Origin of the sequence: Kineococcus deserti, assembly GCF_050871945.1 — a bacterium.
Taxonomy (GTDB): domain Bacteria; phylum Actinomycetota; class Actinomycetes; order Actinomycetales; family Kineococcaceae; genus Kineococcus.
Window position 1 is genome coordinate 33,794 of sequence record NZ_JBJLSI010000025.1, and the last position, 24,515, is coordinate 58,308.

General features: G+C 73.5%; 26 protein-coding genes. 12 read left to right on the top strand and 14 right to left on the bottom strand.

The features are described 5' to 3' along the window. The first annotated feature begins 104 nt into the window (after nt 1-104). Together ACRYR2_RS17635 and ACRYR2_RS17640 are read left to right on the top strand one after the other, a co-directional pair. Nucleotides 105-464: a hypothetical protein gene (locus ACRYR2_RS17635; protein WP_432564204.1), complete on the top strand. Its 360-nt coding sequence runs from the start codon at nt 105-107 to the stop codon at nt 462-464. Next, nucleotides 464-1,258 (top strand): nitroreductase family protein, encoded by a 795-nt coding sequence (locus tag ACRYR2_RS17640; RefSeq protein ID WP_432564205.1) that lies wholly within the window; start codon nt 464-466, stop codon nt 1,256-1,258. The genes ACRYR2_RS17635 and ACRYR2_RS17640 overlap by 1 nt, the downstream gene beginning before the upstream one ends. A gap of 22 nt (nt 1,259-1,280) precedes the next feature. On the opposite strand, the gene ACRYR2_RS17645 is transcribed toward ACRYR2_RS17640, so the two are convergent. The 3 genes from ACRYR2_RS17645 to ACRYR2_RS17655 all read right to left on the bottom strand — a co-directional run bounded on the left by ACRYR2_RS17645 (nt 1,281) and on the right by ACRYR2_RS17655 (nt 4,133). Beyond that, nucleotides 1,281-2,279 carry a phosphoglycerate dehydrogenase gene (locus ACRYR2_RS17645; protein ID WP_432564206.1) on the bottom strand — a complete coding sequence of 333 codons (999 nt, stop codon included), beginning with the start codon at nt 2,277-2,279 and terminating at the stop codon, nt 1,281-1,283. A 9-nt stretch (nt 2,280-2,288) separates the two neighbouring features. After that, complete coding sequence (locus tag ACRYR2_RS17650; protein WP_432564207.1) at nt 2,289-3,707, bottom strand: Nramp family divalent metal transporter; 1,419 nt, start codon at nt 3,705-3,707, stop codon at nt 2,289-2,291. 78 nt (nt 3,708-3,785) lie between these two features. Then, nucleotides 3,786-4,133: an aldo/keto reductase gene (locus ACRYR2_RS17655; RefSeq protein ID WP_432564208.1), complete on the bottom strand. Its 348-nt coding sequence runs from the start codon at nt 4,131-4,133 to the stop codon at nt 3,786-3,788. 994 nt (nt 4,134-5,127) lie between these two features. On the opposite strand from ACRYR2_RS17655, the gene ACRYR2_RS17660 reads away from it, so the two are divergent. The 5 genes from ACRYR2_RS17660 (at nt 5,128) to ACRYR2_RS17680 (ending at nt 8,357) form a co-directional block, all read left to right on the top strand. Then, nucleotides 5,128-5,520 carry a 4-hydroxythreonine-4-phosphate dehydrogenase PdxA gene (locus ACRYR2_RS17660; protein ID WP_432564209.1) on the top strand — a complete coding sequence of 131 codons (393 nt, stop codon included), beginning with the start codon at nt 5,128-5,130 and terminating at the stop codon, nt 5,518-5,520. A 61-nt stretch (nt 5,521-5,581) separates the two neighbouring features. Then, nucleotides 5,582-5,920, top strand: coding sequence for a 4-hydroxythreonine-4-phosphate dehydrogenase PdxA (locus tag ACRYR2_RS17665; protein ID WP_432564249.1), 339 nt, complete (start codon nt 5,582-5,584; stop codon nt 5,918-5,920). Beyond that, the gene (locus ACRYR2_RS17670; RefSeq protein WP_432564210.1) at nt 5,920-6,510 is read left to right on the top strand and encodes a DeoR family transcriptional regulator; all 591 of its coding nucleotides are present in this window, start codon (nt 5,920-5,922) and stop codon (nt 6,508-6,510) included. The genes ACRYR2_RS17665 and ACRYR2_RS17670 overlap by 1 nt, the downstream gene beginning before the upstream one ends. Before the next feature lie 10 nt (nt 6,511-6,520). Continuing rightward, nucleotides 6,521-7,471 (top strand): nucleoside hydrolase, encoded by a 951-nt coding sequence (locus ACRYR2_RS17675; protein ID WP_432564211.1) that lies wholly within the window; start codon nt 6,521-6,523, stop codon nt 7,469-7,471. Between the two features lie 43 nt (nt 7,472-7,514). Beyond that, on the top strand, nt 7,515-8,357 hold the full coding sequence (locus tag ACRYR2_RS17680) for a nucleotidyltransferase domain-containing protein (RefSeq protein WP_432564212.1): 843 nt from the start codon (nt 7,515-7,517) through the stop codon (nt 8,355-8,357). Here ACRYR2_RS17680 and ACRYR2_RS17685 read toward each other — a convergent pair. From ACRYR2_RS17685 to ACRYR2_RS17705, 5 genes are all read right to left on the bottom strand, one after another. Continuing rightward, a complete protein-coding gene (locus ACRYR2_RS17685; RefSeq protein WP_432564213.1) occupies nt 8,346-8,846 on the bottom strand; it encodes an SRPBCC family protein in 501 nt (166 codons plus the stop codon). The two genes, ACRYR2_RS17680 and ACRYR2_RS17685, sit on opposite strands and share 12 nt — an antisense overlap. Next, nucleotides 8,843-9,163, bottom strand: a complete 321-nt coding sequence (locus ACRYR2_RS17690; RefSeq protein ID WP_432564214.1) for an ArsR/SmtB family transcription factor — start codon at nt 9,161-9,163, stop codon at nt 8,843-8,845. Before ACRYR2_RS17690 ends, ACRYR2_RS17685 begins: the two co-directional genes overlap by 4 nt. 78 nt (nt 9,164-9,241) lie before the next feature. Beyond that, on the bottom strand, nt 9,242-9,691 hold the full coding sequence (locus tag ACRYR2_RS17695) for a hypothetical protein (protein WP_432564215.1): 450 nt from the start codon (nt 9,689-9,691) through the stop codon (nt 9,242-9,244). Continuing rightward, nucleotides 9,667-9,873, bottom strand: coding sequence for a hypothetical protein (locus ACRYR2_RS17700; protein ID WP_432564216.1), 207 nt, complete (start codon nt 9,871-9,873; stop codon nt 9,667-9,669). The genes ACRYR2_RS17695 and ACRYR2_RS17700 overlap by 25 nt, the downstream gene beginning before the upstream one ends. A gap of 113 nt (nt 9,874-9,986) precedes the next feature. Beyond that, nucleotides 9,987-10,316, bottom strand: a complete 330-nt coding sequence (locus tag ACRYR2_RS17705; RefSeq protein ID WP_432564217.1) for a hypothetical protein — start codon at nt 10,314-10,316, stop codon at nt 9,987-9,989. 556 nt (nt 10,317-10,872) lie between these two features. Here ACRYR2_RS17705 and ACRYR2_RS17710 point away from each other — a divergent pair. Both ACRYR2_RS17710 and ACRYR2_RS17715 read left to right on the top strand, forming a co-directional pair. After that, complete coding sequence (locus tag ACRYR2_RS17710) at nt 10,873-13,074, top strand: PT domain-containing protein (protein ID WP_432564218.1); 2,202 nt, start codon at nt 10,873-10,875, stop codon at nt 13,072-13,074. 182 nt (nt 13,075-13,256) lie between these two features. After that, nucleotides 13,257-13,886, top strand: coding sequence for a hypothetical protein (locus tag ACRYR2_RS17715; RefSeq protein ID WP_432564219.1), 630 nt, complete (start codon nt 13,257-13,259; stop codon nt 13,884-13,886). Between the two features lie 106 nt (nt 13,887-13,992). Here ACRYR2_RS17715 and ACRYR2_RS17720 read toward each other — a convergent pair whose 3' ends face one another. The 6 genes from ACRYR2_RS17720 to ACRYR2_RS17745 all read right to left on the bottom strand — a co-directional run bounded on the left by ACRYR2_RS17720 (nt 13,993) and on the right by ACRYR2_RS17745 (nt 21,360). Further along, nucleotides 13,993-16,290, bottom strand: a complete 2,298-nt coding sequence (locus ACRYR2_RS17720) for a hypothetical protein (RefSeq protein ID WP_432564220.1) — start codon at nt 16,288-16,290, stop codon at nt 13,993-13,995. A gap of 597 nt (nt 16,291-16,887) precedes the next feature. Continuing rightward, nucleotides 16,888-17,628 (bottom strand): urease accessory protein UreD, encoded by a 741-nt coding sequence (locus tag ACRYR2_RS17725; RefSeq protein ID WP_432564221.1) that lies wholly within the window; start codon nt 17,626-17,628, stop codon nt 16,888-16,890. 5 nt (nt 17,629-17,633) lie between these two features. Next, nucleotides 17,634-18,365, bottom strand: coding sequence for an urease accessory protein UreG (gene ureG, locus ACRYR2_RS17730; protein WP_432564222.1), 732 nt, complete (start codon nt 18,363-18,365; stop codon nt 17,634-17,636). Then, a complete protein-coding gene (locus ACRYR2_RS17735) occupies nt 18,358-19,041 on the bottom strand; it encodes an urease accessory protein UreF (protein ID WP_432564223.1) in 684 nt (227 codons plus the stop codon). The genes ureG and ACRYR2_RS17735 overlap by 8 nt, the downstream gene beginning before the upstream one ends. Continuing rightward, complete coding sequence (locus ACRYR2_RS17740) at nt 19,041-20,738, bottom strand: urease subunit alpha (protein ID WP_432564224.1); 1,698 nt, start codon at nt 20,736-20,738, stop codon at nt 19,041-19,043. Before ACRYR2_RS17740 ends, ACRYR2_RS17735 begins: the two co-directional genes overlap by 1 nt. Beyond that, nucleotides 20,731-21,360, bottom strand: coding sequence for an urease subunit gamma (locus tag ACRYR2_RS17745; protein ID WP_432564225.1), 630 nt, complete (start codon nt 21,358-21,360; stop codon nt 20,731-20,733). The genes ACRYR2_RS17740 and ACRYR2_RS17745 overlap by 8 nt, the downstream gene beginning before the upstream one ends. A 229-nt stretch (nt 21,361-21,589) precedes the next feature. Here ACRYR2_RS17745 and ACRYR2_RS17750 point away from each other — a divergent pair, with 229 nt between their 5' ends. From ACRYR2_RS17750 to ACRYR2_RS17760, 3 genes are read left to right on the top strand one after another with little or no spacing between them, the layout of a single operon-like run. Beyond that, nucleotides 21,590-23,041, top strand: a complete 1,452-nt coding sequence (locus ACRYR2_RS17750) for an aldehyde dehydrogenase family protein (protein ID WP_432564226.1) — start codon at nt 21,590-21,592, stop codon at nt 23,039-23,041. A gap of 17 nt (nt 23,042-23,058) precedes the next feature. Next, nucleotides 23,059-23,862 carry an N-acyl homoserine lactonase family protein gene (locus tag ACRYR2_RS17755; protein WP_432564227.1) on the top strand — a complete coding sequence of 268 codons (804 nt, stop codon included), beginning with the start codon at nt 23,059-23,061 and terminating at the stop codon, nt 23,860-23,862. A gap of 8 nt (nt 23,863-23,870) precedes the next feature. Further along, nucleotides 23,871-24,509 carry a cyclase family protein gene (locus ACRYR2_RS17760; protein ID WP_432564228.1) on the top strand — a complete coding sequence of 213 codons (639 nt, stop codon included), beginning with the start codon at nt 23,871-23,873 and terminating at the stop codon, nt 24,507-24,509. Nucleotides 24,510-24,515 lie beyond the last annotated feature (6 nt).

Consider the following 24,515-nt stretch of genomic DNA (forward strand, 5'->3'; position numbering starts at 1 on the left):
GAACTCGTCGGTCAGGTGCTGCCGGCCGTCCGCGAAGCGGCCTGAGGTCACCCACCCGCGGGTACCTCCTGCGGGAGCGGGAGGCGCGTGGTCCACTGTGGGCCGTGCAGACCAGCGAGCGGACGGACGACCGGGACGACGGACTGCGCGGTCGCCCTCCGCTGCTGCTGGCCGCCGCGACGGGCTACCTGGTCAACTGCGCCCTCGGCGTCGCCGTCGCGACCCGTGCGCTGGACACCTCCGGCTTCCGCTGGGTCCACCACGCCGTCTACGTCGCCACCGCGACGCTGACCGCGGCCGCCGGCGTCGACCTCGCCGTGCGCGACCGTGCCGCCTTCACCGGTCTGCTGCCGGTGGCGGTGCCGCTCGTGGCGATCCCCGCGGTGTCCGCGCACTCGCGTTGGCACCCGGTCATCGCGCTGTCGGCGGCGCCCTGGTACCTGCGCGCCCTGCGGGCCGCCTGATGGAACTGCGCGAGGCGATCGCCAGCCGCCGCACCACCAACGGTGCCTTCCTGCCCGATCCGGTCAGCCCCGAGCACCAGCGCGTCCTCGTCGAGACGGCGGCCCGTGCGCCCTCGCAGCTGAACAGCCAGCCGTGGCGGTTCGTCCTCGTGGAGTCCCGCGAGACGATCGAGGAGGTCGCCCGCATCTCGGGCGCCGCCATGACGACCGCCATGGGCAACGGGACGTTCTTCGAGCGGTACAAGCGGTACTTCCGGTTCAGCGAGCAGGAGATGGAACGCACCCGTTCGGGGATGCTGTTCGACAAGCTCCCCGCACCGCTGCGCCCCTTCACCCGCAGCGTCTTCACCCGCAGCGGTCAGCGGGCCGTCAACGCCCTGCGGGTGCCGCAGACGCTGGGGGAGCAGAACCGCAGGCTCGTGGCCGGTTCGCCGCTGCTGCTCGGGGTCATGCTGGACCGCGCCGAGTACCGGCCGGGGGAGCTGTCCGGTTTCTACTCGCTGTTCTCGATGGGCGCGGCGATGGAGAACCTGTGGCTGACGACGACGGAACTGGGCCTGGGCATCCAGTTCATCAGCTTCCCGATGGAGGTCCCGGGGCAGTGGGACCGCATCGTGGAACTGCTCCACGTCCCCGACGACCTGGAGCTGATGGCGGTGTACCGGATCGGGTACCTGCCGCCGGAGGCCCGGCGCCCGGTCATCGACTGGACCAGTTCGCAGCGGCGGCTGGTGTCGCAGTACGTGTTCCGGGAGGACTGCCGGACGCCGCAGACGGGGTGGGACGCGAGCTGACCCCGTCCGCGGCACCCGTGCCTCAGGTGGTGACCGGGTGCCGCGGTGGTAGACCGCCGAGCACCCGGGCGACGTCCTGCACGACGGTGACGCCCATGGCCGCGTTGGCCGCGTCGGTGAACGCGCCGATGTGCGGGGTCAGAACCGTCCGCGGGGCGCGCAGCAGCGGGTCGTCGCCGGCCGGCGGTTCGGTGCTGAACGCGTCGGCTGCGTACCCGCCGAGGTGCCCGTCCTCCAGGGCGGCGCAGACGGCCGCGGTGTCCACCAGGTCCCCGCGCGCCGCGTTGACCAGCAAGGTCCCCGGCGGCATGCCGGCCAGCACGTCCCGGTCGACGACCGGTCCCCCCGGCGAGCCCGGCAGGTGCAGGGTGACGACGTCGGCCGTGCGGAACAGGGTGGGCAGGCCGACCGGCTCGGCCCCGGCGGCCGCGACGACCGCGGGGTCGACGTACGGGTCGTGAGCCAGCAGACGGGAACCGAACCCGGCGAACCGGCGGGCGACGGCCTGGCCGATGCGGCCGAAACCCACGATGCCGACGGTGCGCCCGGACAGTTGCGGACCGGAGAAGCGTTCCCACCGCCCCGCGACCACGCTGCGGTGCGCCGCGAGGATGTCGCGGGCCAGGGCCAGCACCAGACCCACGGTGAGGTCGGCGACGGCGTCGGAGTTCCCGCCCGGGGCGTTGACGACGGTGATGCCGCGCGCCGTCGCGGCCTGCACGTCGATGTTGTCGGTGCCCACCCCGTGCTTGGCCACGACCCGCAGCCGCCGGCCGGCGGCCAGCACCTGGGCGTCGACCCGGTCCAGGCCCACGACGAGGGCGTCGGCGTCCCCCACCTCCTCGGCCAGGTGCTCGGCCGAGAGCGGGTGCGGTCGCACCGGTCGCCGGACGCTCAGTCCCAGGTCGGCCACGGCCGCCCACGGTTCGGGGGAGAACTGCCCGAAGCTCGGGGTCGTCACCAGGACCTCGGCCGCCCCCCGGGCGGGGACGTCCGCGGCCCGGTCGGTCTGCGTGCTCACGGGTTCCTCCTAGGAGATCTCGACACCGAACACCTGCAGCACGGTGTAGACGCCCAGCAGGCTGATCGCACTGCTGGACAGGACGAGCATGGTGGTGACGAAGGCGCCGTCGCGGAACCTGGCCTCGACCTGCCGACGCAGGTGCCAGGTCGCGATGACCACGGCGACCAGGAAGATGCCGCTGCTGATCCCACCGATCTGCACCATGAGAACCGGCGACTGGATGAACAGGAACGACACCGCCCAGATCGGGGGCAGCACCAGGGTGAGGATCCGCAGGGTCTTCTGCCGCTGCACCGGGTCGTGCCAGTCGATGACCCCGAGCAGGCCGAGGGTGTTGGTCCACAACCGCGGCACGCTGGCGCAGGAGGTCAGGAACGTCTTGGCCAGGATGACGGCCGCGGCGAACAGGAAGACCGGCGACGCCCACGATCCCAGCACGTCGCTCCACACCCGGGCCAGCGTCGTGATCATGTCCGTGCCGGAGGGCACCAGGCCCTGCGGGTGCAGGACGGCGGCGCCGATGACGTAGAAGGACAGTGTGCACAGCGTGCAGACGATCCAGCTGACCAGCACGTCCAGCCGCAGCACCTTCAGCCAGCCCTCGGCGCGGCGGGCGCGTTCCTCGGTGCCGTCGTCGGGGCCGGTCCAGCGGGCGTACCCCTTCTCCAGGCACCAGTAGGTGTACGTCGTCATCTCGTCGGCGCCCACCCCGGTGAGCCCGAACATCGCGACGGCGATGCCCAGGGTGCCGGCGGGGATCGCGAAGGACAGACCCGAGGCCAGTTCGCCGGTGCCGTAGCTGAACTCGCTGAAGGGCAGGCCGATCGCCATCGCGACGGTGGCCAGCGTGGTCAGGACGATGGCGGCCAACGCGACCCGCTCGATGATGCTGTAGCGGTTGGTGTAGACCAGCGTCACCGTCGCCGTGAGGATGATGACGGTCCACGTGACCAGGGACGCGAAACCCAGGGGTTCACCGACGAGGGGCAGCAGGATCGAGCACGCCGTCACCGCGCCGCCGATGATGCCGCCACGCTGAAGCATCTTGGCGAAGTCCATGCCGATCCACAGGACGTTGATCCAGCTGATCCGGCCGATCCGCGGGCCGACCTCGGAGTAGCCTTCCAGCGCCGTACGGCCCTTGAGGATCGCCCACCGCGCCAGTTCCAGCTGGACCCAGACCTTCACAGCGGTACTGATGACGACCAGCCACAGCAGGACGAAACCCGCCCTGGCCCCCAGTGCGGTGGTGGTGATGAGTTCGCCCGAGCCCACGACCGCCGCCGACAGGATCAGTCCCGGCCCGAGGAACTTCGCCCGTCCGGCCAGTGTGGTCGGCGGTTCCATCGCGTCCTCGATCCGCAGGCGGTACGGATCGGGCAGTTGGTCGACGCTTCCGTTGCGGGGCAGTGTGCTCTCGCTCATCGCGACTCCTTCGTCGGCGTTTCCTTCGCCGTCAGTCGTTGACGTTGTCCCGGTCGTTCGTGGCGTGCGCGGTCTCGATCATCGCCAGCACCGCGGTCTGTTCGTCCGCCTGCGCCGGACCGGATCGGTGCCCCGCCGGCGCCGACTGCCCTGCACGCACCGGTGGAGCGCCGCCGCGGACAGCGGTGCGTCGGACCCGGGGTCCGGATGGGGCATCCCGACCTTCGAGGCCAGCCGCACGCGTCCGCGGCGCCCGGCCAGCAGGCGGCCGCGGATCTCCTCGGTCAGGCCGCCCACGTGGGCGTTGGTGGTGTCGACCTCGGTGACGCCGGCGTCCAGCGCGACGGCCAGCAGGCGGCCGGAGATCGCCTCGTCGGCGGTGTCGCCGAACGTCATGGTGCCGAGGACGAGTTCTGCGGACGGCATCGGGGTCCTTCCGAGAGCGATCGCGAAGTCTGGGGCGAGTCCGGGAGTGGAGCGGTCGCTCCGGTCCACTTCGACCGTTCCGGGCCGACCGCTCTGGCCCCAGCAGAACGTCACTGTGCCACCGGCGCGTGGAACGCGCAAGGACCCGCGCGGGACGCGCACAATCCCGAGGAAACGCGCGGATGGGTTGGCGCACAATGCGCGTCTCGTGCAGGATGAACGGCGCGGAGAGCCGTGCCCGGCCGGAACCGCCACGCGCGACGCCTGGCGACGACGCCGGAGGACGGAGGACCCGAGCATGCCCACCCGACCCGCCACCGCTGCGTCCACTCCTGCTCCTGCGACGTCACCGCTCACCGGCCCGGTCGTGCTGGCCGACGACTTGCCCGGCACCGCGAAGGTCGGCGGGTGCCGGCGCGGAACCTGGCCGGCGTCGTGCCCCTGGCCGGCGTCGGTGCCGACGGACCCGGACGGCATGGTGGCCCGGTGCCGTAGCCGCATCCGTGGACGGGCTGCGGGACAGCGGTTCGCAGTCGTGCTCGCCGGGGCACTGCCGGCGCTGCTCCGGACCGTCGTCGACGGACGCCCGCTGGCGACGGTGAGCCGCTCGTCGCCAGCCGCCTGTGGAGGCTGGAAAACGCCGACGCACCGGCCACGGTGGCCGAGCTGCTCCCACCGCCACCGATCGCCGCCAGCTGGAGCACCTGCTCGACCACCATCCCGTCATCAGCTGCGTCCCGTGCGCGAGTTCCGGGCCGGCGCCGTGGCCGCCCGGGCTCCCGGCGGCCGCGGTGTCGCCGCCGAACCCGGCGGCTTCGAACTCCGGACACCCTGACCCGGCTGGTGTGGGCCGTGAGTTCGCGACAGCAGACGGTGAGCCAGGCGTGGACCCGTCGCCGCCACCCGGTCGAGTTGGAACTCCCGGTGAACCCACCGCCGCCCCGCGATCGAAGACTCCGACCACCCGAGTCCGGCCCCACCCCGAGGAGGCCCCGTGTCCACGCCCACCGTGTCCACCGTTCCCCCCGTCGTCGACCAACGGCCCTACGTGGCCGCCCACCGCGACGCTCGTCCGGTCGTCATCGGCGACGCGGTCCGGCTCAGGACGGCCGCCGAGCTGTCCGCGGCGCAGCTCACCCCCGGCCGGATCGACGTCGTCGACCCGCACCTGATCCCCGCCGACCTGCCGTGGGAACAGATCTCGCCCGCGGCCGGGCACGCCGCCCACGAGTACGTCCGCATCGCCTGCGCGCTGGTCACCTCCGCTGCGGTGCAAGCGGTCTGCACAGCGCCCCTGAGCAAGGCGGCCCCGCACGCCGCCGGGTACCTGCACCGGGGCACACCGAACTGCTCGCGCACTCCACGGGAACGCCGCAGGTGCCGATGACGCTGACGACGCCCCGATCCGCGTCATCCACGTCACCACCCACATCTGGCTCACCGATGCGATCGCCAGGAGAGAACCGGGACTGGTCGAGCGCACGATCCTGCGCGGCGCGCAGGCGCTGCGCCGGGCCGGCGTCGCCGAACCGCCCATCGGCGTGTGCGCCGTCGAGCCGCACACCGGGGAGAACGGTTCGTTCGGCTGCGGCGAGGAGGCCGAGAAGCTCGCTCCCGGCGTCGAGGCCGGGGTGAACGTGACGGTGGGCCTGCCGGTCATCCGTACTCCGGTCGCCCACGGAACCGCCTTCGACGTCGCCGGTACGGGGCGTGTGGAGGTCGGCGGCATGAGGGAGGCCCTGCGCCAGGCGACCGAGTCGGCGACCGCGCCGGTGACCTCCCGCTGATGGAGGAGGTCACCCGTGCGGTGCTGTCCTCCCGGCAGTGCCGCCGCGAGATCGTCCGGCTGGCCAGCACGTCGGGACTGGCCAGCGTCGCGGAACTGTCGCGGCGTTTCGCCGTGACGGCCTCGACCATCCGCAGGGACCTGGCGCGGCTGACCGAGGAAGGACTCATCACCCGCACCCACGGTGGGGTCGCGCCGCCGACCGCCCGTCCGGAGGAGCCGCTGCTGCTGGACGTCGGCACGACCGTCGGGGCGCTGGCCCACGAACTGCGCGCCACCTCACCACTGACGGTCGTCACCACCGGGTTGACCACCGTGCGTGCGCTGGCCGAGGCCGGTGCGGTGCAGGTGGTCTGCCTCGGCGGCCGGCTGCGCCACGTCAGCCGGGGCTTCGCCGGGCCGCTGACCGAGACCGCGCTCGAGCGCGTCACCGGCGACGCGGTGTTCCGGGGCGCCGACGGTGTGGACGTTGGTGACCGACGAGGCCGTCGGCGCGGAAGCGCTGGCCGCCTTCCACAGCACGGGAGTTCCCGTCGTGGTCGTGCGGGCCGACGGCTCCGTGGTCACCGTCCCGCGGTGAGCCGCCCGTAGACTCCCTGCGGTGAGCGCACCCTTCTTCCTCGACTGCGACACCGGCATCGACGACGCCATGGCCATCGGCTGGCTGGTCGCCTCGCCCGGCGTCGACCTGGTCGGTGTCTCGACCGTCAGCGGCAACCTCGACGCGGCCGGCGGTGCCCGCAACACCCTGGACCTGCTCGCCCTGCTGGGCCGGCCCGACGTCCCGGTCAGCGTCGGGGCGCACGACTTCCTCGACCACGCCTACTCCGGCGGTGCTCCGGAGGTTCACGGGGTCAACGGGATCGGTGAGGTGTCGCTGCCCCGCTCGGCCGCCGAACCGACCGGGCTGTCCGGCGCGCAGGCGATCGTGGACGCGGCCCGGGCGCACGCGGGGGAGCTGCGCCTGCTGGCCATCGGTCCGTTCACCAACATCGCCCTGGCGCTGGAACTCGAACCCCGGCTGCCCGAACTCGTCGCGGAGTTCACGGTGATGGGCGGGGCCGCGATGGCGCCGGGGAACGTCTCGGCGCTGGCCGAGGCCAACGTCGCCAACGACCCGCTCGCGGCGCACCGGATGTTCACCGCCGGTTTCGACCTGACGATGGTCGGCCTCGACGTCACCATGCGGCACGTGTTCGAGGAGTCGCACCGGCAGGAACTGCTCGCCGTGGGAACTCCCGGTGTCGTCGCGATCGCGCAGATGCTGGAGTACTACTTCGCGTTCTACGCCCAGCGCTTCGGCCGGCCCTGCGCCGTGCTGCACGACCCGCTGGCCGCGGCCGTGGCGACCGGCGACGTGGAACTGGCCTCCGCTCCGACGGTCCCGGTCGTGGTCGACCACACCGACGGACCGGCTCGCGGCCAGACGATCGCCGACCTGCGCGACCTGTACCAGGGCTTCCCGGTGACCTACGAGAACGGCACCCGCGTGGCGCTGGAGATCCCGGGCGACTTCGCCGGGCAGCTGCTGCAGCAGCTGTCGAAGCTCTGAAAGCTGTTCGCGGGCAGAGGGTGCGGGTGTCTACCCTCGTGGCGTGATCAGGCACCCGCACTCCGGCGACGACGCCCGCCGCCTCGCCGAGGCCGGCACCGTGCTGCTGACCCAGGTCGGCAGCGGGGTGCACGGCACGGCGGTCGACGGGCAGGACGACCGCGACGAACTGGGCCTGTGCCTGGAACCCGAGGAGTTCGTCACCGGCCTGGCCCGGGTCCGCACCCCCGGCGGTCGGGAGATCGCGTTCGAGCAGTACGAACTGCACACCGCGTGGGCCCGCCCGCGCGGACTGGCCGAACGGTCCGGGCCCGGTGACCTCGACGTCGTCGTGTACAGCGCCCGCAAGTGGGCGAGACTCGCGCTCGCCGGGAACCCCACGGTGCTGCTGCCGCTGTGGGTCCCGGACGCGGAGGTCGTGCGGATCACGCCGGCCGGTGCGGAACTGCGCGCCCACGCCGACCGGTTCGCCACCCGGGCCGCGGGACGCCGGTTCCTGGGGTACCTGCGCTCCCAGCGTGCGGCGCTGCGCGGTGAGCGCGGCCGGCGCGCCGCGGCGCGGGCCCGGCGTTCGGGGGCGGGGTACGACGCCAAGCACGCGGTGCACGCGCTGCGGCTGGGGGTGCAGGGGCTGGAACTGCTGCGCACCGGCCGTGTCACGTTGCCCGTCCCGGCTCCCGAACTCGACGCGTTGCGCGCCGTCCGGCGGGGTGAGTGGGAACTGCGCGACGTGGAGGCGTGGATCGCCGAACTGGAGTCCGACCTCGACCGCGCGGTGGCCACCAGCACCCTGCCCGAGCAGGCCGACCGGGCCTGGCTCGACGGCTGGCTGGCCCGGTCGCACCAGGCGTTCTGGTCCGGGCGCGAGGTTCCGTCACCGTCGTGAGAGGTGCTGCGCGATCCGGTCGATCGTGGTGGTCCAGCCCTCGCGGATCCCCAGGCCGAACCAGTGCGCGACCTGCGCCTCGTCGAGCGCGGCCGACAGGCTCAGGGCCGCGGTCATGCGCGTCCCGGTGCCCGTCGCCGTGAAGTCCAGCGAGACGGTGGGAACGGCGTCGAGGTCGTCCGGGTCCAGGTCGGGCCAGCCGCCGACGGCTCCCCAGCTGAACACCAGCCGGTGCGGGGGTTCCACGACGTGGTAGAGCCCGCCGGTGGGGTAGCTGCGGCCGCCTTCGCCCTCCTGCAGCGTGAGGCGCCAGAACCCTCCGGGGCGCAGGTCGACGCTCGGGTGCGACTGCGTGGTGGGCAGCCCGGAGAACCACTCGAGCTGGTCGGGTTCGGTCCAGGCCGCGAAGACCCGTTCGGGCGCGACGGGGTAGTCGCGCACGAGGGTGATGCTGCGTTCCACGCTCCGGGCGGTCGTTGCGCTGTTCACGGTGTCTCCTTCGACAACTGGTCGGCGAGCCGGTCGAACCGGGTGGTGAAGAACGTGCGGTAGTCGTCCATCCAGGCGTCGACCTCGCGCAGGGGGTCGACGGCGAGCCGGCAGGGGCGCCACTGGGCCTGGCGGCTCTTGACGACCAACCCGGCGTTCTCCAGGACCTTCAGGTGACGGGAGATCGCCGGCAGGGTCATGGCGTGCGGTGCCGCCAGTTCGTTGACCGTCGCCTCCCCCCGCGCCAGCTGGGCCAGCAGGGCCCGGCGGGTGGGGTCGGCCAGGGCGGCGAACGTGGTGCTCAACGGGTCGGTCACTTGAGCTCCCTGTTGATTGACGACCTCGACAAGTACAACGCCGACTCGTCGTCCGGTCAACCCCTCTCGGCAGCTGGTTCAGGCCGTCGGTGGCAGCGGGTCCTGCCACGGCTCCCCCGCGGTGATCTGCTGCAGGTGCATCGCGATCTCGGTGACGTCGTCGAGGCCCTTCTCGACCAGACCCACCAGTCGCTGCCCGTAGTCCCCGTCCGGACGCGAGGTCCTGATGCCGTTGCGGTCCAGTGCGGCCAAGGCGGCGAACAGGCCCAGCGCGGGGTTGAGCGGGCCCAGGAAGGGACGCGTGGTGACGATGGCGTGCATCAGCGCGGCGGCCTGTTCGTACTCGTCGCGGTAGATGCGCTCTCCGTCGACGTCCAGCGACGGCCGCAGCGCCGCGGCCCGCAGGGCGCCGACGTCGCGGATGGCGACGGGTTCGGACTCGGCCAGCCAGTCCGCCAGTTCGGCGATCTCGGGAACGGTCAGGAAGCGGGGACGCTCGGGGATCACCGGGAACGCAGCGCGCGCCACAGCGCGGGGTTGCTGTCCTCGATCCGCCGGGCGATCGAGGCGATCGATTCGTCCTCCTGCCGCGAGGACTGCTCCAGCAGCGACTCGAACAGCTTCTGGCGCGAGACGCCGGGGTGCCGGCGCTGGAGTTCTTCCAGCATGCGCTCGTGCTCCTCGGACAGTCGCAGAGTCATCTGGGCCATGGCGCCAGGGTACACCGGTGATGTCGCGTGATGTCAGGTCGTTCCCGCGCCGTTCCGCAGCAGCGACGACGCGTGCCCGATCGCGCGACCCGCCGGGTGCGGGGGCCGAGCGGCTAGTGGGCGCGGGAGGTGGGTGGACCCTCGCCGGCCTCCTGCAGGCCCTCGGGGCCCAGTGGTGGCGTCTGGCCGGACCGGACGGTGGGTGCCGGGGGCGAGGGGGTGCGGCCCGGGGCCGGCGTCGATGCCGGCCCGGGCCCGGGGTCCTCGACCGGTGCGGCGATGTAGCCGGCCAGGTAACCGAAGACGGCGGCGGCCGGCAGTGCCGCCACCAGCAGGATGGTGCGCTCGGTGGGGCGCGCGTCGGCGAGCAGGGGCAGCAGGGTCAACGCGGCCAGGGAGGTGGCACCGACGGCCAGCGCACGGCGGGTGTTGATCCGGGGCACCGGCACCTGCTCCTCCCGCTCGACCGCTCGTCTCCTCGTGGAGCCTGCCACACGCAGCCCGGCGCGTGGTGGTGATCGGCGCCACCAGGGTTGCGGACCGCCGGCAGCGGTGGCGTCCCAGCTGCCCGTGCACGGCCTCGACGCCGGGGCGGCTCGGCGGCTCGGCGCCTGGGCAGGGCCACGTCGTCGCGCACGTCGGTCGGGACGGACCCGCGCTGCTGCGCCGTGACTGCCGTCGGAGCCGTTCGGCGAGGCGCTCCTCGTCCGTCGCCTCCTCAGGACCCCGCTCGCCGGAGGGCGCAGACGTCGGCACCCGCACGGAACCGCGCCCGGATCGTCGGCCGCCGAGGCTGCGGTGTGTCGCCGGGCAGACACCGGAGCCCCTGTTCTCGATGCGGTAGACATGCGGCGTGCATGGCTACTTCGACGGCGCGGGTCCGCGCCGGGCGGTGTGGGCGTCGGTGCGCGCCACGCGTCCGGTGCCGCACCGGGGAACTGCCCGGGCGAGGATCGACCTGACTCCGCTCTCGGCCCGCTCCGCAGCGCGCGCTCGGTGATGGACGCGCAACCGCCCCTGTTCACCGACCGCGACGGCTACCAGACCGCCGCCCGCGGGGACGACTGGGACCTGTGCCTGGGGTGCGGAGCGCCGTGCTGGCACCTGTTCGACGGCCTGCCCTTCCACCCCGAGCACTGGGTGAGCACCACCGTCACCGAACGCGAGCAGATGTGGCGGCGTCTGGAGCGGTGGAGCCAGGACAACCCCGAGGAGTACCGCAGGCGCCTGGACCGCGCCGCCCCTCCCACCGGCGCACGCGACCGCGACCTGGCGAGCGCGGGGGACTCCGCCCGTCCCTCCGCGCCGGCTGCACCCGTGGCCCGCGAGCGCCGTGCCGCGCCGGGACCCGGCGCCCGGCCCGGGGCACGGGGCGGTGTGCGGGGTGGGCGCCCCTCGAAGGCGACGGCTGCGGTGGCGGGCGGGGCGGCGTCGTCGTTCCGGGCGGTGGCCGCGGTGGTGGACGTCACGACGGTCTGGCTGCCGGACGGGAGCGCCCTGCCGGTGGAGCGGCCGATCCGGCACCTGGGCGATCTGGAGGAGCTGGGCCGCACCCTGCGGCTGGGGTTCGGTCCGGTGCGGTGGCGCAGAACTCCCGAGGCGGGGCAGATCGTGCCGACGGCGGCGTTGTGGCGTCAGCTGGGGGTCGACGTGGCGGCCATCCCCACGCGGGAGGACAAGCGGCGGGCGTGGCTGCAGGAGCTGAGCGCGCAGTTGCCGGCGTTGAGCGATGCGGTGGCCGAGGGATGGGTGTTCGGGGACGGGCGCTCGGCTCCGCAGTTGCGGGGGATCACGCGGTTGCGGCGCACCGGGGCCGAGCGGGGAGAGGTCGCCGTGCTCTGCCTGCAGGCGATGGACTCCACCTTGCCGACGGGTGAGCCGACGGGTGAGCCGACGGGTGAGCCGACGGGTGAGCCGACGGGTGAGCCGACGGCGCGGACGTCCGGTGCCGTCACCCCCGGATCCGCGGAGGCGGCCGTGACGGCGCGGCGGTTGCAGTTGTTCGCCGACGCGGTGGGCATCCCGTTCCGCGGAGCGATCTCGACGGGGATGGACCTGCTGGAACTGGTGACCCCGCTGGAACGCAAGAAGCAGTGGGAGACGGTGGACTACAGCGGGATCGGCCCGGCGAACACGGGAATGCTGGACGGGGTGTTCAACTGGACCCGCCGGCCCGACGCCGCCGAGCGGCAGCTGGGGTACGTGCACGCCTACGACCGCAACGGTGCCTACCTGGCGGCGTGCTCGTCGGTGCTGATCGGGCTGGGACGGCCGCAGTTGTTCGAGGACGGTGCGCAGTTCGACGAGCGGCGCGCCGGGTGGTGGCTGGTGGACGTGCCGGCGCACGAGGACTGGCGCTGGCCCTCGGTGCTGGACCCCGGTGGGCGGACGGTGGGGACGCAGCAGTGGGTCACGACCACGACGCTGGCGTACGCGGTGAAGGAACAGGGGTACACCCCGGTCGTGCACCGGGCCTGGTTGTGGACCGCCGAACAGTCCTCGCGGGTGCTGGAACCGTGGTACCGGGTGCTGCGCGATGCCCGGAACGTGTTGCTGGACAGCGACGACGAGCAGGCACCGGTCGTGCTGGAGATGGTCAAGCAGGTCTACAAGCGGACCAACGGGTGGTTCGCGGCGTCCGCGGCGCGGGGGACCCCGGCGTTCCAGCCGTACGTGCACCACGCGATCCGCGCGGCCTCGAAGGTGGGGATGCTGCACACGGTCAAGGCGATCGGGGCGCAGAGCGGGACGTGGCCGCTGGTGGTCGCCGACACCGACGTCCTGGCCTACGCCAGCGACCAGCGCGACCCCGTCGCCGGCTGGCCCGGCCGCGACGAGGGCAAGACGAAACTGGGCTCGAAACTGGGCAGGGGGCTGGGTGGGTACAAGCCGTACCGCTCCGGGACGATGAGCGCTCAGGTTCCGTTCCTGACCGGTCAGGGTTGGGGCGGGCGCGACGTGCTGCACGACGTGCGGGTGTGGGCCGCCGCCGACGACGACCTCCTCCCCGGCGCTCACCGTCCCGCCGGCCACGGCAGCCAGGAGGAGCACGCCCGCCCCGCGGACGAGGCCGCGGACGCCCCCGTCGAGGCGCACGACGACGTCCTGCTCGCCCCCGCGGCCGGCACCGCACCCGACCGCGCCCACGAGGACAGCGACGAGGACGGATCAGGACAGATGAGCCTGCTGGGTGAGTGGTGAGCCCTCGCAGGCGAGGTGGCGCCCAGGGCGGGTCGTCGGGCCGGGGTCCACGTTTCGAGGCCGTTCCCCTGCCCGGGATGCCGCCGCTGCCGCAACGCGCACCGCGAACCCCCGCGACCGGCCGGGAGGTGCCCGCAGGAACGGGCGGGCGCAGGGACACCGCCGGGCGCGACGGCGCTCGCGTGCAGCGGCCCACGGCCACCGCCAGCGGCGCCCCGCTGCCGCGGATGAACCCTCAGCAGCTCAGGTCCCCGGCCACCAGTTCGGCCATGGCCCGGTTCGCGGGGGTGCAACCCCCACAGCCGGGACAGGACCTGGGGCAGTTGCTGCGCTCGGTGTACGGCGCCTCCCCCCGCGACCCCCAGCGCCCCGACCTGCGCGCCGCCGCCGCCGACCTCGGCATGTCCGCCCGCCAGCTGCGCCGGTGGGCCAACGGGGAAAGCCGCCCCCGCGCCACCAACCCCGCCCTGCAGCGCCTGCAACGCCTGTCCCGCACCGTGCTGGACTCCCGCGCCGGACGCGCCCGCGCCCTCGGCGCGCAGGCGCCGGCCCAGCCCGCGGCGGCGCGGACCATCCGCATCGGCGGCGTCCAGGGCGTCGTCTCCGGCAACGACGACGCCTACCGCGACCGCACCATCGAGGTCGACCTGACCCCCGCCGAGTACGCCGAACTCCAGCGGCTGTGGGTCGAGCACGGCAACGCCGGCCTGGCTGACGGACTGCACGCCCTCACCGACCGGAACTACTACGAGCAGTGGCACTTCCAGAGCATCGACTCGATCCAGTGGGGTGACCGCGGCCGCGGTCGCTGACGGCTCCGACGGGGTGGGCGGCCACGGCCGGCGGGGCACCGCCGCCGGTCCTCGCGACGAAGACCGGGCGTGCCGGGCCGACCAGGACACCCTCGGGCGCCGGAGTTCACCGCGGCACTGACGGAACCAGGACGGTCAGGACTCCCGCGTCACCTGCGCGGTGCCCGGGCGCGAGCCGCTGCGACGACGTGCCGTCGGCAACGGTCGGCGTGAGGATCCACCAGTGCCGCGGTGTGCCGCCCGTGGTCGGGAGCGGGCCGCTCACCGTGGACCCGCCGCTCGATGCCCGCAGAGCCCGCGCCAGGTCCGTCGCGCGGAAGGCCGCCCCTCCGCTCGCGCAGGACAGCGCCGCAGGCGAGGGGAGGCCCGGTTCCGCGCAGCGGGTGTTCGAGCCTCCAGCGTCCGCAGCGTCCGCAGGGGTTTCCCGGGTGAGTTCCAGGCGCAGCAGGACCTCCCCGCTGCCGTCGCGGACCTGCAGGCGTCCGGTGGCGTCCAGGCGCAGGTGCAAAACGGCGTCGTCACCGGTGGTCCGTCGCTGGGTGCGGGCCGTTCGGGCCAGGCGGGCGACCTGGGTGGGGCTCACGCGCAGTTCCCCCGGTGCGTGACCCGATCCGGTGCCGGCGGGCGCCGGTCGCACGGGCGGGTAGCCGCGGGAAGGCGTGCACGGGATCGTCACCGCGAAGCCGGCAGGCCCCGGCGAGGCGCCGGTCGTCCCACCACGCGGCGGGAGGAAGCCGCTCAACCGCACCCGGTCCTGCGCCACCGCCAGCGTGGTCGCGGCGGCCGGGGCGAGTCTGCCCAGGGCCTGGGCGGCGTCGCTGAGGAGGTCGGCGGGAACCAGGACGTGGCTGGCCGCGTGCGCCCAGTCCCGCCGGGTGTTCCAGTCGGTCAGGCACGAGCCGTCGGTGGAGAGCAGGTGCACGGCCGCACCGGCCGGAAGGTCGACGCTGATGCAGTGCAGCGGCGGCGAACTCGTGGTCGCCGCCGGATCGGCGGGGCGGTGGGTGCTGGTCACCGCCAGGATCCTCAGGTGGGCGGCCAGCTGCGCTGCGGGCAGCGTCAGCAGGTCCACCAGGCCGTCGTCGCGGTGCAGGCCGTCGGGGTCGCGGACCGGCCCGGTGGTGGGGATCCGCTGCTCGGCGCGGTGGTCCGCGCGCCCGGCGCCGAGGACGAGGTGGTCCTCGACGAGGCGGACGTCCAGGGCCGGTCCGCGCCGGACCCCTCCCGCCCGTCCGCCCGCCTCGGCGGGTGGTCGGCTCGCCGGGTCCGGACTCCGGCGCACGAGTGCGGCGACGAGCCGGCCGGTGGCCTTCTGCAGGTCCTCCAGGGCGACCACCGCGGAGAACCGCGCCGCCCGGGCCCGCGACGTCGCCTGGGCCAGGTCGAGGGTGACGCTGGTCGCCACCTGCTGGTCGTGGGCGGTCAGCCGCAGCCAGCCGGTGCCGGCCTCGAGGTGGACGCCGCTGCGGAAACCGCGGTCGCCCACCGCGGTCGCCAGGACGCCGAGAGCGGCCCGCAGGTCCGCCGGCGTGCCGACGGCGGCGCGGCTGGAGCGGCGCCCCGTGGCGGTCCGGCGGGTCCCGGTCGGCGACGGGCCGGGGGGTCCGGCCGGTGCCGCAGCCTCCTCCGCCGCGGGTTGGGCACCGGTCACCGACTGCGTGCTCTGCCGAAGCCCGCGGACGCCGGCGGCGCGCGCGGCCGCGGCGATGTCCGGCAGGGGAGCGCTGCTCAGCCAGCCGTCACTGTGACCCTTGGGCATCAGGACCGGGTGCACGAACACCCGCCACCACGCCATGTCCAGCAGCAGGGCGTGACGCACCAGGACCGCCTCGAAACGACTGCTCGTGCGCAGCGCGTCGCGGACCAGCCAGCGGCCCCCGGCGCTGCGGGCCGGACGTGGTCGAGCCGTCAGCAGCGCGTTGACGCGTGCACGGTCGTGCAGGATCACGCCCGCGCGGGTGACGCCGAGGTCGGGGTGGCTCACGACCAGGACCAGGTGCGGCTGCAGGAACCCCCGCTGCTGCCACGTCAGCATCCTCGAGCTCACCGGATCCTGCGAGGCGGCTGAGGCCCGTCGATGCTCCTCGACCTCGGCCAGGCTCGCCCGGGCGTTGCGGGCGTCGTCCAGCTGACGTTGCAGCACCACCGCCTCGGGCAGCAGCGCCGCGCGCAACCGCTGGGCAGCTGCGGGGGAGGGCCGGGCCTGCCCGGCCAGCCAGCGCCGCACCTGCCGCTCGGACATGCCCACCGAAGCCGCCAGCGCGCTGGCGTCGAAACCGTTGTCGCCCAGAGTGAACGCCAACCGTGCCGCTGCCCGCAGTTCCTCCAGCGTCCACTCCCGGTCGGGCACGAGCCTGCCGCGCCCTGAGGGGTGGTCGCCCCGCCAGCCGTCCGTCTCACTCACCGGTCACCCCGGGCGCACACCGCCGGAGTTCGGCCATCCGGTGGTCGCCGACCGGTTGCACCACGCGCGCAGGGCCCGACGGCGTGCCCGGCACGGGAACCTCCTGAACGACGAGACCGGGCCGGCGCTCGCCGTCCCGCACCGGAACACTAGCCACCGCACGGCCCGGGTCGTACTCGTCCTCCACGTCGAACGTGGCGGTCCCGTCCAGGAGGCGAGCTGATCGAGCCGCTCGGCGGACGGTGGGTCGGGTTCAGCGGTGTGGCGCGGCACCGTCAGGCCCGGAGGTACGCACGTCGCACACCCCCACAGACGGCGGAACCCCCACCGCGTGTCGGCAGTTCCCCGGCCGGCTCCTGCACGGCGCGCACGATCGCCACGTGCATCTGCGCGAACAGCTCCCAGCGGGTCGGGAGGACGAGAAGCCGGATCCAGGAAACTGGAAGCTGACAGGTCCACCGGACCTCCGGCATCGGAGTTCCCGATGGATCCCACCAACGGCCGCGCTCAGCGGAGCCGGACCCGGTCGTGCGGGCCGGTTCGTCGCCCCGAGGCTGACACCGCGCGACGGTCCCCTGCCCGGCCACGACGAGGTGATCAGGAGGTCGCGACCGTCGTCGGGGAGTCGTCCGGGACGACGGCCGCGGGACGGCCCGGCTGCGCCTCCCGGACCGATGCCCACAGCGCGTCCAGTGCACCGCGGGTGGTGTCGCCGAGCAGTTCGCGGACCACCGTCGCTGCTCCGTCCAACTGCAGTGCACCAGGGTGCTGGAACCGGGCGCCCAGCAGGCTGACCGTGTCCAGGCAGCGATGCGTTCCCAGGACGGCCGGGGAGTTGCGCGCCGTCTGCTCTCGCAGGTCGAGGTCCTCGACGAGCAGCGGTGCTCCGCCCAGCCGGGCGCGGGTCCGCGACCGCAGCGCCCCTCCCTGCTCTCCGGTGCGGCCCAGCACGAACGTCTCCCGCAGGACGGCGGTGGAACCGGGCGCCAGGTCGACCTCGAGGGACCGTTCCACCCGGGCACCGTCGGCGACGACGAAGGGCTCCGCGTTCCAGGTCAGCTGAGCGCCCTCGTGCAGCCGAACGCGGGTGGTCCAGGTCGACGGCGGGCCGCCGCGCCCGTCGTAGGCGACGGTCCCGGTGACCTCGACCAGCTCCAGCGCGCACCCGGCGGCCACCTCGATCTCGAGGTCGACGTGGTCCCCGGCCAGCAGCAGCGCCCGGGCCCCGACGAGGGCGAGGCGGGCCGAGGCGGAGCCCCGGTGCAGCAGTTTGGGCGCCAAGGCGTCGGTGCGCAGGTCCAGGGAGGTGTCGGCGTGCAGGGCGATCCTGGTCGTCACGGTGGTCAGGGGTGCGAGTGCACGGTCCCGCCGCCGTTGCCGTCCGCGTGGAAGTGCGGGGCCATCGGGCCGGGGTCGACGGGGGAGTGCGAGCCGGTGCGGAACTGCGCGACCATGCCCCGCAACCAGCTGGTGAGTTCGTCGATCGAGGCCCGGTCGGTGCGCGACAGGGCCACGACGGGGCGGCCGTGGCGGGCGGCGAGGGCGTCGGCGCGCATCTGCCCGACGTCGACTCCGACGTGGGGACCGAGGTCGGTCTTGTTGACCACGAGCAGGTCGGCGCGGGCGATCCCGGGGCCGCCTTTGCGGGCGACGTCCCCACCGCCGGCGACGTCGAGGACGAAGATCTGCGCGTCGACCAGGGCGGGGGAGAACGTGGCGGTGAGGTTGTCCCCGCCGGATTCGACGAGGACGACGTCGAGGGGGTCGAAGTCGTGCTCGAGGTCCTCGACGGCCAGCAGGTTGGCGGTGACGTCGTCGCGGATGGCGGTGTGCGGGCACGCGCCCGTCTCGACCGCGCGGATGCGTTCGGCCTCCAGCACACCGGTCGAACGCAGGAACCGCGCGTCCTCGTCGGTGTAGATGTCGTTGGTGATGACGCCCAGGCGGTAGGTCTCGCGCAGTTCGGTGCACAGCAGCGCGATGAGCGAACTCTTGCCGGTGCCCACGGGACCGGCGATCCCCAGCCGGAACGAGCGCGTGGACGTGTGTGCGTGGCGGGGCAGCGTGTCAGGCATGGAACAACCTCTGTCTCGTTCGGGCGTGCAGGAGGGAGAACTCCTCGACCAGCGGGGCGGACGTGGCGGGGATGTCGTCGGGGTCGGTGAGGTCGGCGCAACGGGCGACGAGCTCCTCGATCAGCGGGTGCGCGGCCACCGACCAGGCGGTGGTTTCCAGCGGGTCGAGCGGATCCAGCTTCAGCGCCGCGGCGGTCGCGGTGGCGACGTCCTCGTGCCCGACCAGCCGTACGAGTCGTGCGGCGTCCAGCCCGCCGACCGCCGCCAGCGCACCGAGGACGAGCGGCCGGGGAGGAGTGCGGCTGAAGGTGTTCCAGACCGGGTGCGGCCACACGCGCCCGGCCAGTCGCAGGTATCCGCGGCCCAGCGTCCGGGACGCCTCCCGCAGCGGCGCGCTGGGGGTACGCGCGGCCCAGGCGGCCTCGACGGACTCCAGGTCCAGCCCGTGGAGCACGTGGTGGCGCGTGACGACGGTGGTTCCCGCCTCGACGGCCACGACCGTCGCCAACCGCCCGCGCAGGAACTGCGGGACGTCGGTCGCGCGCAGCCCGCCGTGGACCATCGCCGGTTCCAGTCCGGCGGACTGGGTGTGCCCGCCGACGGGCAGCCGCGCGTCGGCGAGCAGCGCCAGCAGCAGGTCGGGGGAGGCCGTGGGGGAGGCGTCGGGCGAGCGCATCAGAACAACTGGTACCGCTGGGCCAGCGGCAGCTCGGTGGCGGGATCGGGTTCGACCAGGTCGCCGTCGATCGTGATGGCGAACGTCTCGGGATCCACCTCGATGCGCGGCAGCGCGTCGTTGTGGACCATCTGCGCCTTGCCGACGCCCCGGGTGTCCCGCACGGCCTCCAGCCGACGCCGCAACCCCAGTCGGCCCTCCAGCCCGTCGGCCAGGGCGGCCGGGGAGACGAAGCTCACCGAGACGTCCGCCCCGTTGGGGTGCATCAGCGCCGGGCGCAGCAGCACCGGTTGCGGAGTCGGGATGGAGGCGTTCGGATCCCCCAGCGCACCCAGCACCAGCGCGCCGCCCTTGAGGACCACCGAGGGGCGGACGCCGAAGAACGCCGGATCCCACAGCACCAGGTCGGCCAGCTTGCCGACCTCGACCGACCCCACGAGGTGGTCGATGCCGTGCGCGATGGCCGGGTTGATCGTGTACTTCGCGACGTACCGGCGGGCCCGTTCGTTGTCGGCCCGCGCGTCGAGGCCGCCGCGGGCGAGCTTCATGACGTGCGCCACCTGCCAGGTCCGGGTGATGACCTCCCCGATCCGCCCCATGGCCTGCGCGTCCGAACTCGTGATGGACAGCGCGCCGAGGTCGTGCAGCACGTCCTCGGCGGCGATCGTGGTGGCCCGGATGCGGGACTCGGCGAAGGCGAGGTCCTCGGGTACCGCCGGGTTGAGGTGGTGGCAGACCAGGAGCATGTCCAGGTGCTCGGGCACGGTGTTCACCGTGTGCGGCAGCGTCGGGTTCGTCGAGCCGGGGATGACGTTGGCGTGGCCGGCCAGGGTGATGATGTCCGGGGCGTGCCCGCCGCCGGCGCCCTCGGTGTGGAAGGCGTGGATCGACCGGCCGGCGATCGCGGCGATCGTGGAGTCGACGTAACCGGCCTCGTTGAGGGAGTCGGAGTGCAGCGCGACCTGCAGCCCGAACTCCCCGGCGGCCCTCAGGGCGGCGTCGATGGCCGCGGGCGTCGATCCCCAGTCCTCGTGCACCTTGTACCCGGCCGCCCCGGCCAGCGCCTGCTCGGCCAGCCCGGCCGCGGAGACGGTGTTCCCCTTGCCCAGCAGCAGGACGTTGACCGGCAGGGCGTCCAGCGCGCGGTGCGCCTGCGCCAGGTGCCACGCGCCCGGGGTGACGGTCGTCGCCTTGGTGCCCTCGCTGGGCCCGGTGCCGCCGCCGGCGATCGTCGTCAGGCCGGCGGCCAGCGCCTCGTGCACCTGCGAGGGGGAGATGAGGTGGACGTGGGTGTCGATCCCGCCGGCGGTGAGGATCCGGCCCTCACCCGAGATGACGTCGGTGGACGGGCCGATCCGCAGGGCCGGGTGCACCCCGTCGGCGACGTCGGGGTTCCCGGCACGGCCGATCCCGCAGATGCGGCCGTCGCGGATCCCGACGTCAGCGCGGTAGATGCCGCTGTGGTCCAGCACGATGGCGTTGGTGACGACGGTGTCCGGGGCACCCTGCGCGCGGGTCGTGGTCCCCTGGGCCATGGATTCGCGGATGGACTTCCCGCCGCCGAAGACGGCCTCCTCGCCGCCGGCGGTCAGGTCGTCTTCGATCTCGATCCACAGGTCGGTGTCGCCCAGGCGCACTTGGTCGCCCGTGGTCGGGCCGTAGAGCGCGGCGTAGGCCGCGCGGTCGATCTCAACCACCGGTGTTCTCCCTGATCTGCAGGCCGGGCACCCGGCGTTCGCCCTTCAACGCGACCGCCCGCACGGTCCGGGCCACCCCGGGTTCGAACCGCACCGAGGTCCCCGAGGGCACGTCGAGGCGGAAACCGTGCGCGGCGGCCCGGTCGAAGCGCAGGGCGAGGTTGGCGTCGGGCAGGTGCAGGTGCGACCCGATCTGCACCGGCCGGTCGCCGGTGTTCTCCACGTGCAGTTCCAGGCGCTCGTCCTGGCCGCGGTCGGCGTTCAGGACGATCGTGCCCGGCCGCACCCGGACCGCACCCGGGCCCTCGACCGGGGCCGACCCCTGGACGGGGTGATGCAGCGTCACGAGTTTGCGTCCGTCCGGGAACGTCGCCTCGACCTGCACGTCGTGCAGCATCTCGGCCACTCCCGGCATCACCTGCTCGGCCCGCAGGACGTGACGGCCCGACTCCATGAGGTCGGCGACCAGTGCGCCTTCGCGGGCGCGTTCGACCACCCAGGTGGACAGCAGCGCGACCGCCTCGGGGTGGTTGAGCAGGACGCCGCGCTGCAGGCGGTCGCGGGCCACCATCCCCGCGACCGCCAGGAGCAGCTTCTCGGTCTCGGCCGGACTGAGGTTCACCGGATTCCTCCCATCGATCGCCGCGGGCAGCCGTTCCGCGCTGCGGGGCGCAGGACGTCCGGCGGTTGCAGGAACGTACAGGACGGGACGGCGGGACGGACGACCGCTGGAGCTCGACGCCGCGACGTAACGGATGCGAAACACGCTGGAAACACCGGGCACGCAGGCTGACCGGAGCGGAACCAGTCAACCAGTGTTGGATCCAATTTGCCAGTGCTAGGATCCAAACATGCGCGGAACGCTCCCACCCCTGGCCGACACCAGTTCCTCGTTCGTCGACGGTGCATGGGTGCCGACCACAGGTCGGGAACTCTTCGACGTCGTCGACCCGGCCACCGAAGAACTGCTCACCCGGGCCGCCCAGGCCACCGCCCAGGACGTCGACGACGCGGTGGCCGCTGCCCACCGGGCACTTGCCGAGCGCCGGTGGACGGGACTGGCCCCGCTGGAGCGCTCCCGGATCCTGAACCGCGTCGCCGACCTCATCGAGTCCCGGCTCGAGGACCTGGCCGTCTTGGAGACCCGGGACAACGGCAAACCGATCGAACGGTCACGGGCCGACACGGCGACGGCCGCCCGCACGTTCCGCCACTTCGCCGGAGCGCCCAGCCGCCTCGCAGGCTCCACCGTCCCGGTGGGCGAGGGGCACCACGTCTACACGGCACTGGAACCCGTCGGGGTCGCCGCGCTGATCCTCCCCTGGAACTTCCCGATCATGACCGGTGCGTTCAAGATCGCGCCCGCCCTGGCCGCGGGGTGCGCGGTCGTGGTCAAACCCGCCGAGCAGACGCCGCTGACGATGCTGGAACTGGCCGGGATCCTGCGCGAGGCCGGCGTTCCCGACGGGGTGTTCAACGTCCTCACCGGGGACGGGCGCGTCGGCGCGGCCCTGGTGGCCCACCCCGGTGTCGCGAAGGTGTCCTTCACCGGCAGCACCGAGGTCGGTCGCCTCGTCGGTCGCGCCGCCGCCGAGTCGTTCACCCGCGTGACCTTGGAGCTGGGCGGCAAGAGCGCGAACATCGTCTTCGACGACGCCGACCTCGACGCGGCCGTCACCACAGCCATGCGTGCGTCCTTCGGCCACTCCGGGCAGATGTGCACCGCCGGCAGCCGCCTGCTCGTCCAGCGATCGGTCCTGCCCGAGATGACCGAACGGCTCGTCGCGGCGACTCGTGCCGTGCGCACCGGAGACGGCCTGGCCGGCGGCGTGTCAGTCGGTCCGCTGGTGTCCGCTGAGCAGCGCGAGCAGGTCCTGGGCTACATCGCCAAGGGCATCGCGGACGGCGCCGAACTCCTCGTCGGCGGTGGCAGTCCGGAAGGACCCGGCTACCACGTCGAACCCACGTTGTTCTCCGGGCTGACCAACGACATGGTCATCGCCCGCGAAGAGATCTTCGGTCCCGTCGTCGGGATCCTGCCCTTCGACGACGAGGCCGACGCCGTGCGGATCGCCAACGACTCCAGCTACGGCCTGGCCGCGGGGATCTGGACGAACGACCTGCGCCGTGCGCACCGGGTGGCCGCCGCGCTCGAGGTGGGCACCGTCTGGATCAACACCTACAACGTCTTCGATCCGGCTCTGAGCTTCGGGGGTGTGAAGGACTCCGGGTTGGGCCGGGACCTCGGCGACGAGGCACTGCTGTCCTACACCGAGTCCAAGGCCGTCGTCGTGGCGCTCTGAGGATGACCGTCCTGGACGTGTCGGGACCACCGGTCCGCCTGGTTCCGATGGTCCTGGGTTTCGAACCCATCCCCGAGTCGATCTCCCTGGCCGGCGGCGACCCAGCCCGGTTCCTGCTCGAACCGGTGACGGCGGCCGCGGTGGAGTTCCGCGACGGCTGGGTGCTGCTCGACACCGGCTTCGACGCCACGATCGTCCGCGACCCCGCACGCCGGGCCGCGCAGTACGACTACGCCTGCTACACCGCGATCGTGCCGCCGGGGGACCCGCTGCCCGACCAGTTGGCCGCCGCGGGTCTGTCGTTCGCCGACCTGCGCGGGTGCGCGCTCTCGCACCTGCACCTGGACCACACCGGCGGGTTGCGGTTCCTCGTCGACGGGCCACCCGTCCTCGTGCAGCGCGCGGAGTGGGAGTTCGCGACCACCCGGGCCGGGCACCGGCACACCTACGCCCCCGGCGACTACCTCCGGCCCGGGCTCGACGTCCGGTTCGTCGACGGGGACACCGTCCTGGCGCAGGGCCTGACCGCCCTCGACACCCGCGGGCACACCCCGGGCCACCAGTCGTTCGCCGTCGAACTCGGCGACCGGACGATCGTCCTGGCCTGCGACGCAGCGGACCTGCGCGCCAACCTCGACCAACGCCGGCCCTGCGGGTGGACCGTGGACCCTGGCGATGCGCTGGCCGCGCAGCGGGCCGTCGACCGGTTGCGCGCACTGGACGACACCCCCGGGACCGAGGTCTGGCCTGGCCACGATCCCGTGTTCTGGGCGGGCCGGGAACCGGTCCTCGCGGACACGACCAGTCCGACGACACCCTGAGGAGAACCGTGCAGATCTTCGACATCACCCTGCCGATCCACCCCGCGATGCTGCACTGGGGGAAGCAGCCCGAGGTGACGGTCGTGGAGTCGATCGCCAACGGCGACGCGTCCAACGTCACCCGCTGGCTCGTCGGTGCCCACACCGGAACCCACGTCGACGCCCCGGCCCACTTCGTCGACGGCGCGGTGCCGGTGGACCGCATCCCCCTCGACGTGCTGTGCGGTCCGGCGGTCGTCCTGGACCTGCGCGAGGTGCAGGGGCAGATCGGCGCAGAGGACCTCACGGCCGCCGGGCTGACCGCGGACGCCCGCCGTGTCCTGCTGCGCACCCGGAACTCCACCGAGGCGCTGCGCGCCTCTGCGGAGGACAAACCGACCGACTGGACGGGACTGGCACCCGACGGTGCGCGGCTGCTGAAGGACCAGGGAGTCGTCCTCGTCGGCATCGACTACCTCACCCTGGAGTCCCCCGAGCGCACCGAGGGCTGGGACACCCACCACCTGCTGCTGCCGGCCGAGGTGATCATCCTCGAAGGTGCCGACCTCAGCGAGGTCGAAGCGGGGGAGTACGAACTGTTCTGCCTGCCCGCCAAGTGGAAGGACGCCGACGGTGCCCCGGCGCGGACCGTCCTGGTGCGCCGGTGACCGTCG

Bases quoted from the DNA above. Each gene is read 5' to 3' on its own strand.
- ACRYR2_RS17750 (WP_432564226.1), top strand. From the start codon at position 21,590: ATGCGCGGAACGCTCCCACCCCTGGCCGACACCAGTTCCTCGTTCGTC.
- ACRYR2_RS17735 (WP_432564223.1), bottom strand. From the start codon at position 19,041: ATGCGCTCGCCCGACGCCTCCCCCACGGCCTCCCCCGACCTGCTGCTG.
- ureG (WP_432564222.1), bottom strand. From the start codon at position 18,365: ATGCCTGACACGCTGCCCCGCCACGCACACACGTCCACGCGCTCGTTC.
- ACRYR2_RS17670 (WP_432564210.1), top strand. From the start codon at position 5,920: ATGGAGGAGGTCACCCGTGCGGTGCTGTCCTCCCGGCAGTGCCGCCGC.
- ACRYR2_RS17700 (WP_432564216.1), bottom strand. From the start codon at position 9,873: ATGGCCCAGATGACTCTGCGACTGTCCGAGGAGCACGAGCGCATGCTG.
- ACRYR2_RS17640 (WP_432564205.1), top strand. From the start codon at position 464: ATGGAACTGCGCGAGGCGATCGCCAGCCGCCGCACCACCAACGGTGCC.
- ACRYR2_RS17655 (WP_432564208.1), bottom strand. From the start codon at position 4,133: ATGCCGTCCGCAGAACTCGTCCTCGGCACCATGACGTTCGGCGACACC.
- ACRYR2_RS17710 (WP_432564218.1), top strand. From the start codon at position 10,873: ATGGACGCGCAACCGCCCCTGTTCACCGACCGCGACGGCTACCAGACC.
- ACRYR2_RS17650 (WP_432564207.1), bottom strand. From the start codon at position 3,707: ATGAGCGAGAGCACACTGCCCCGCAACGGAAGCGTCGACCAACTGCCC.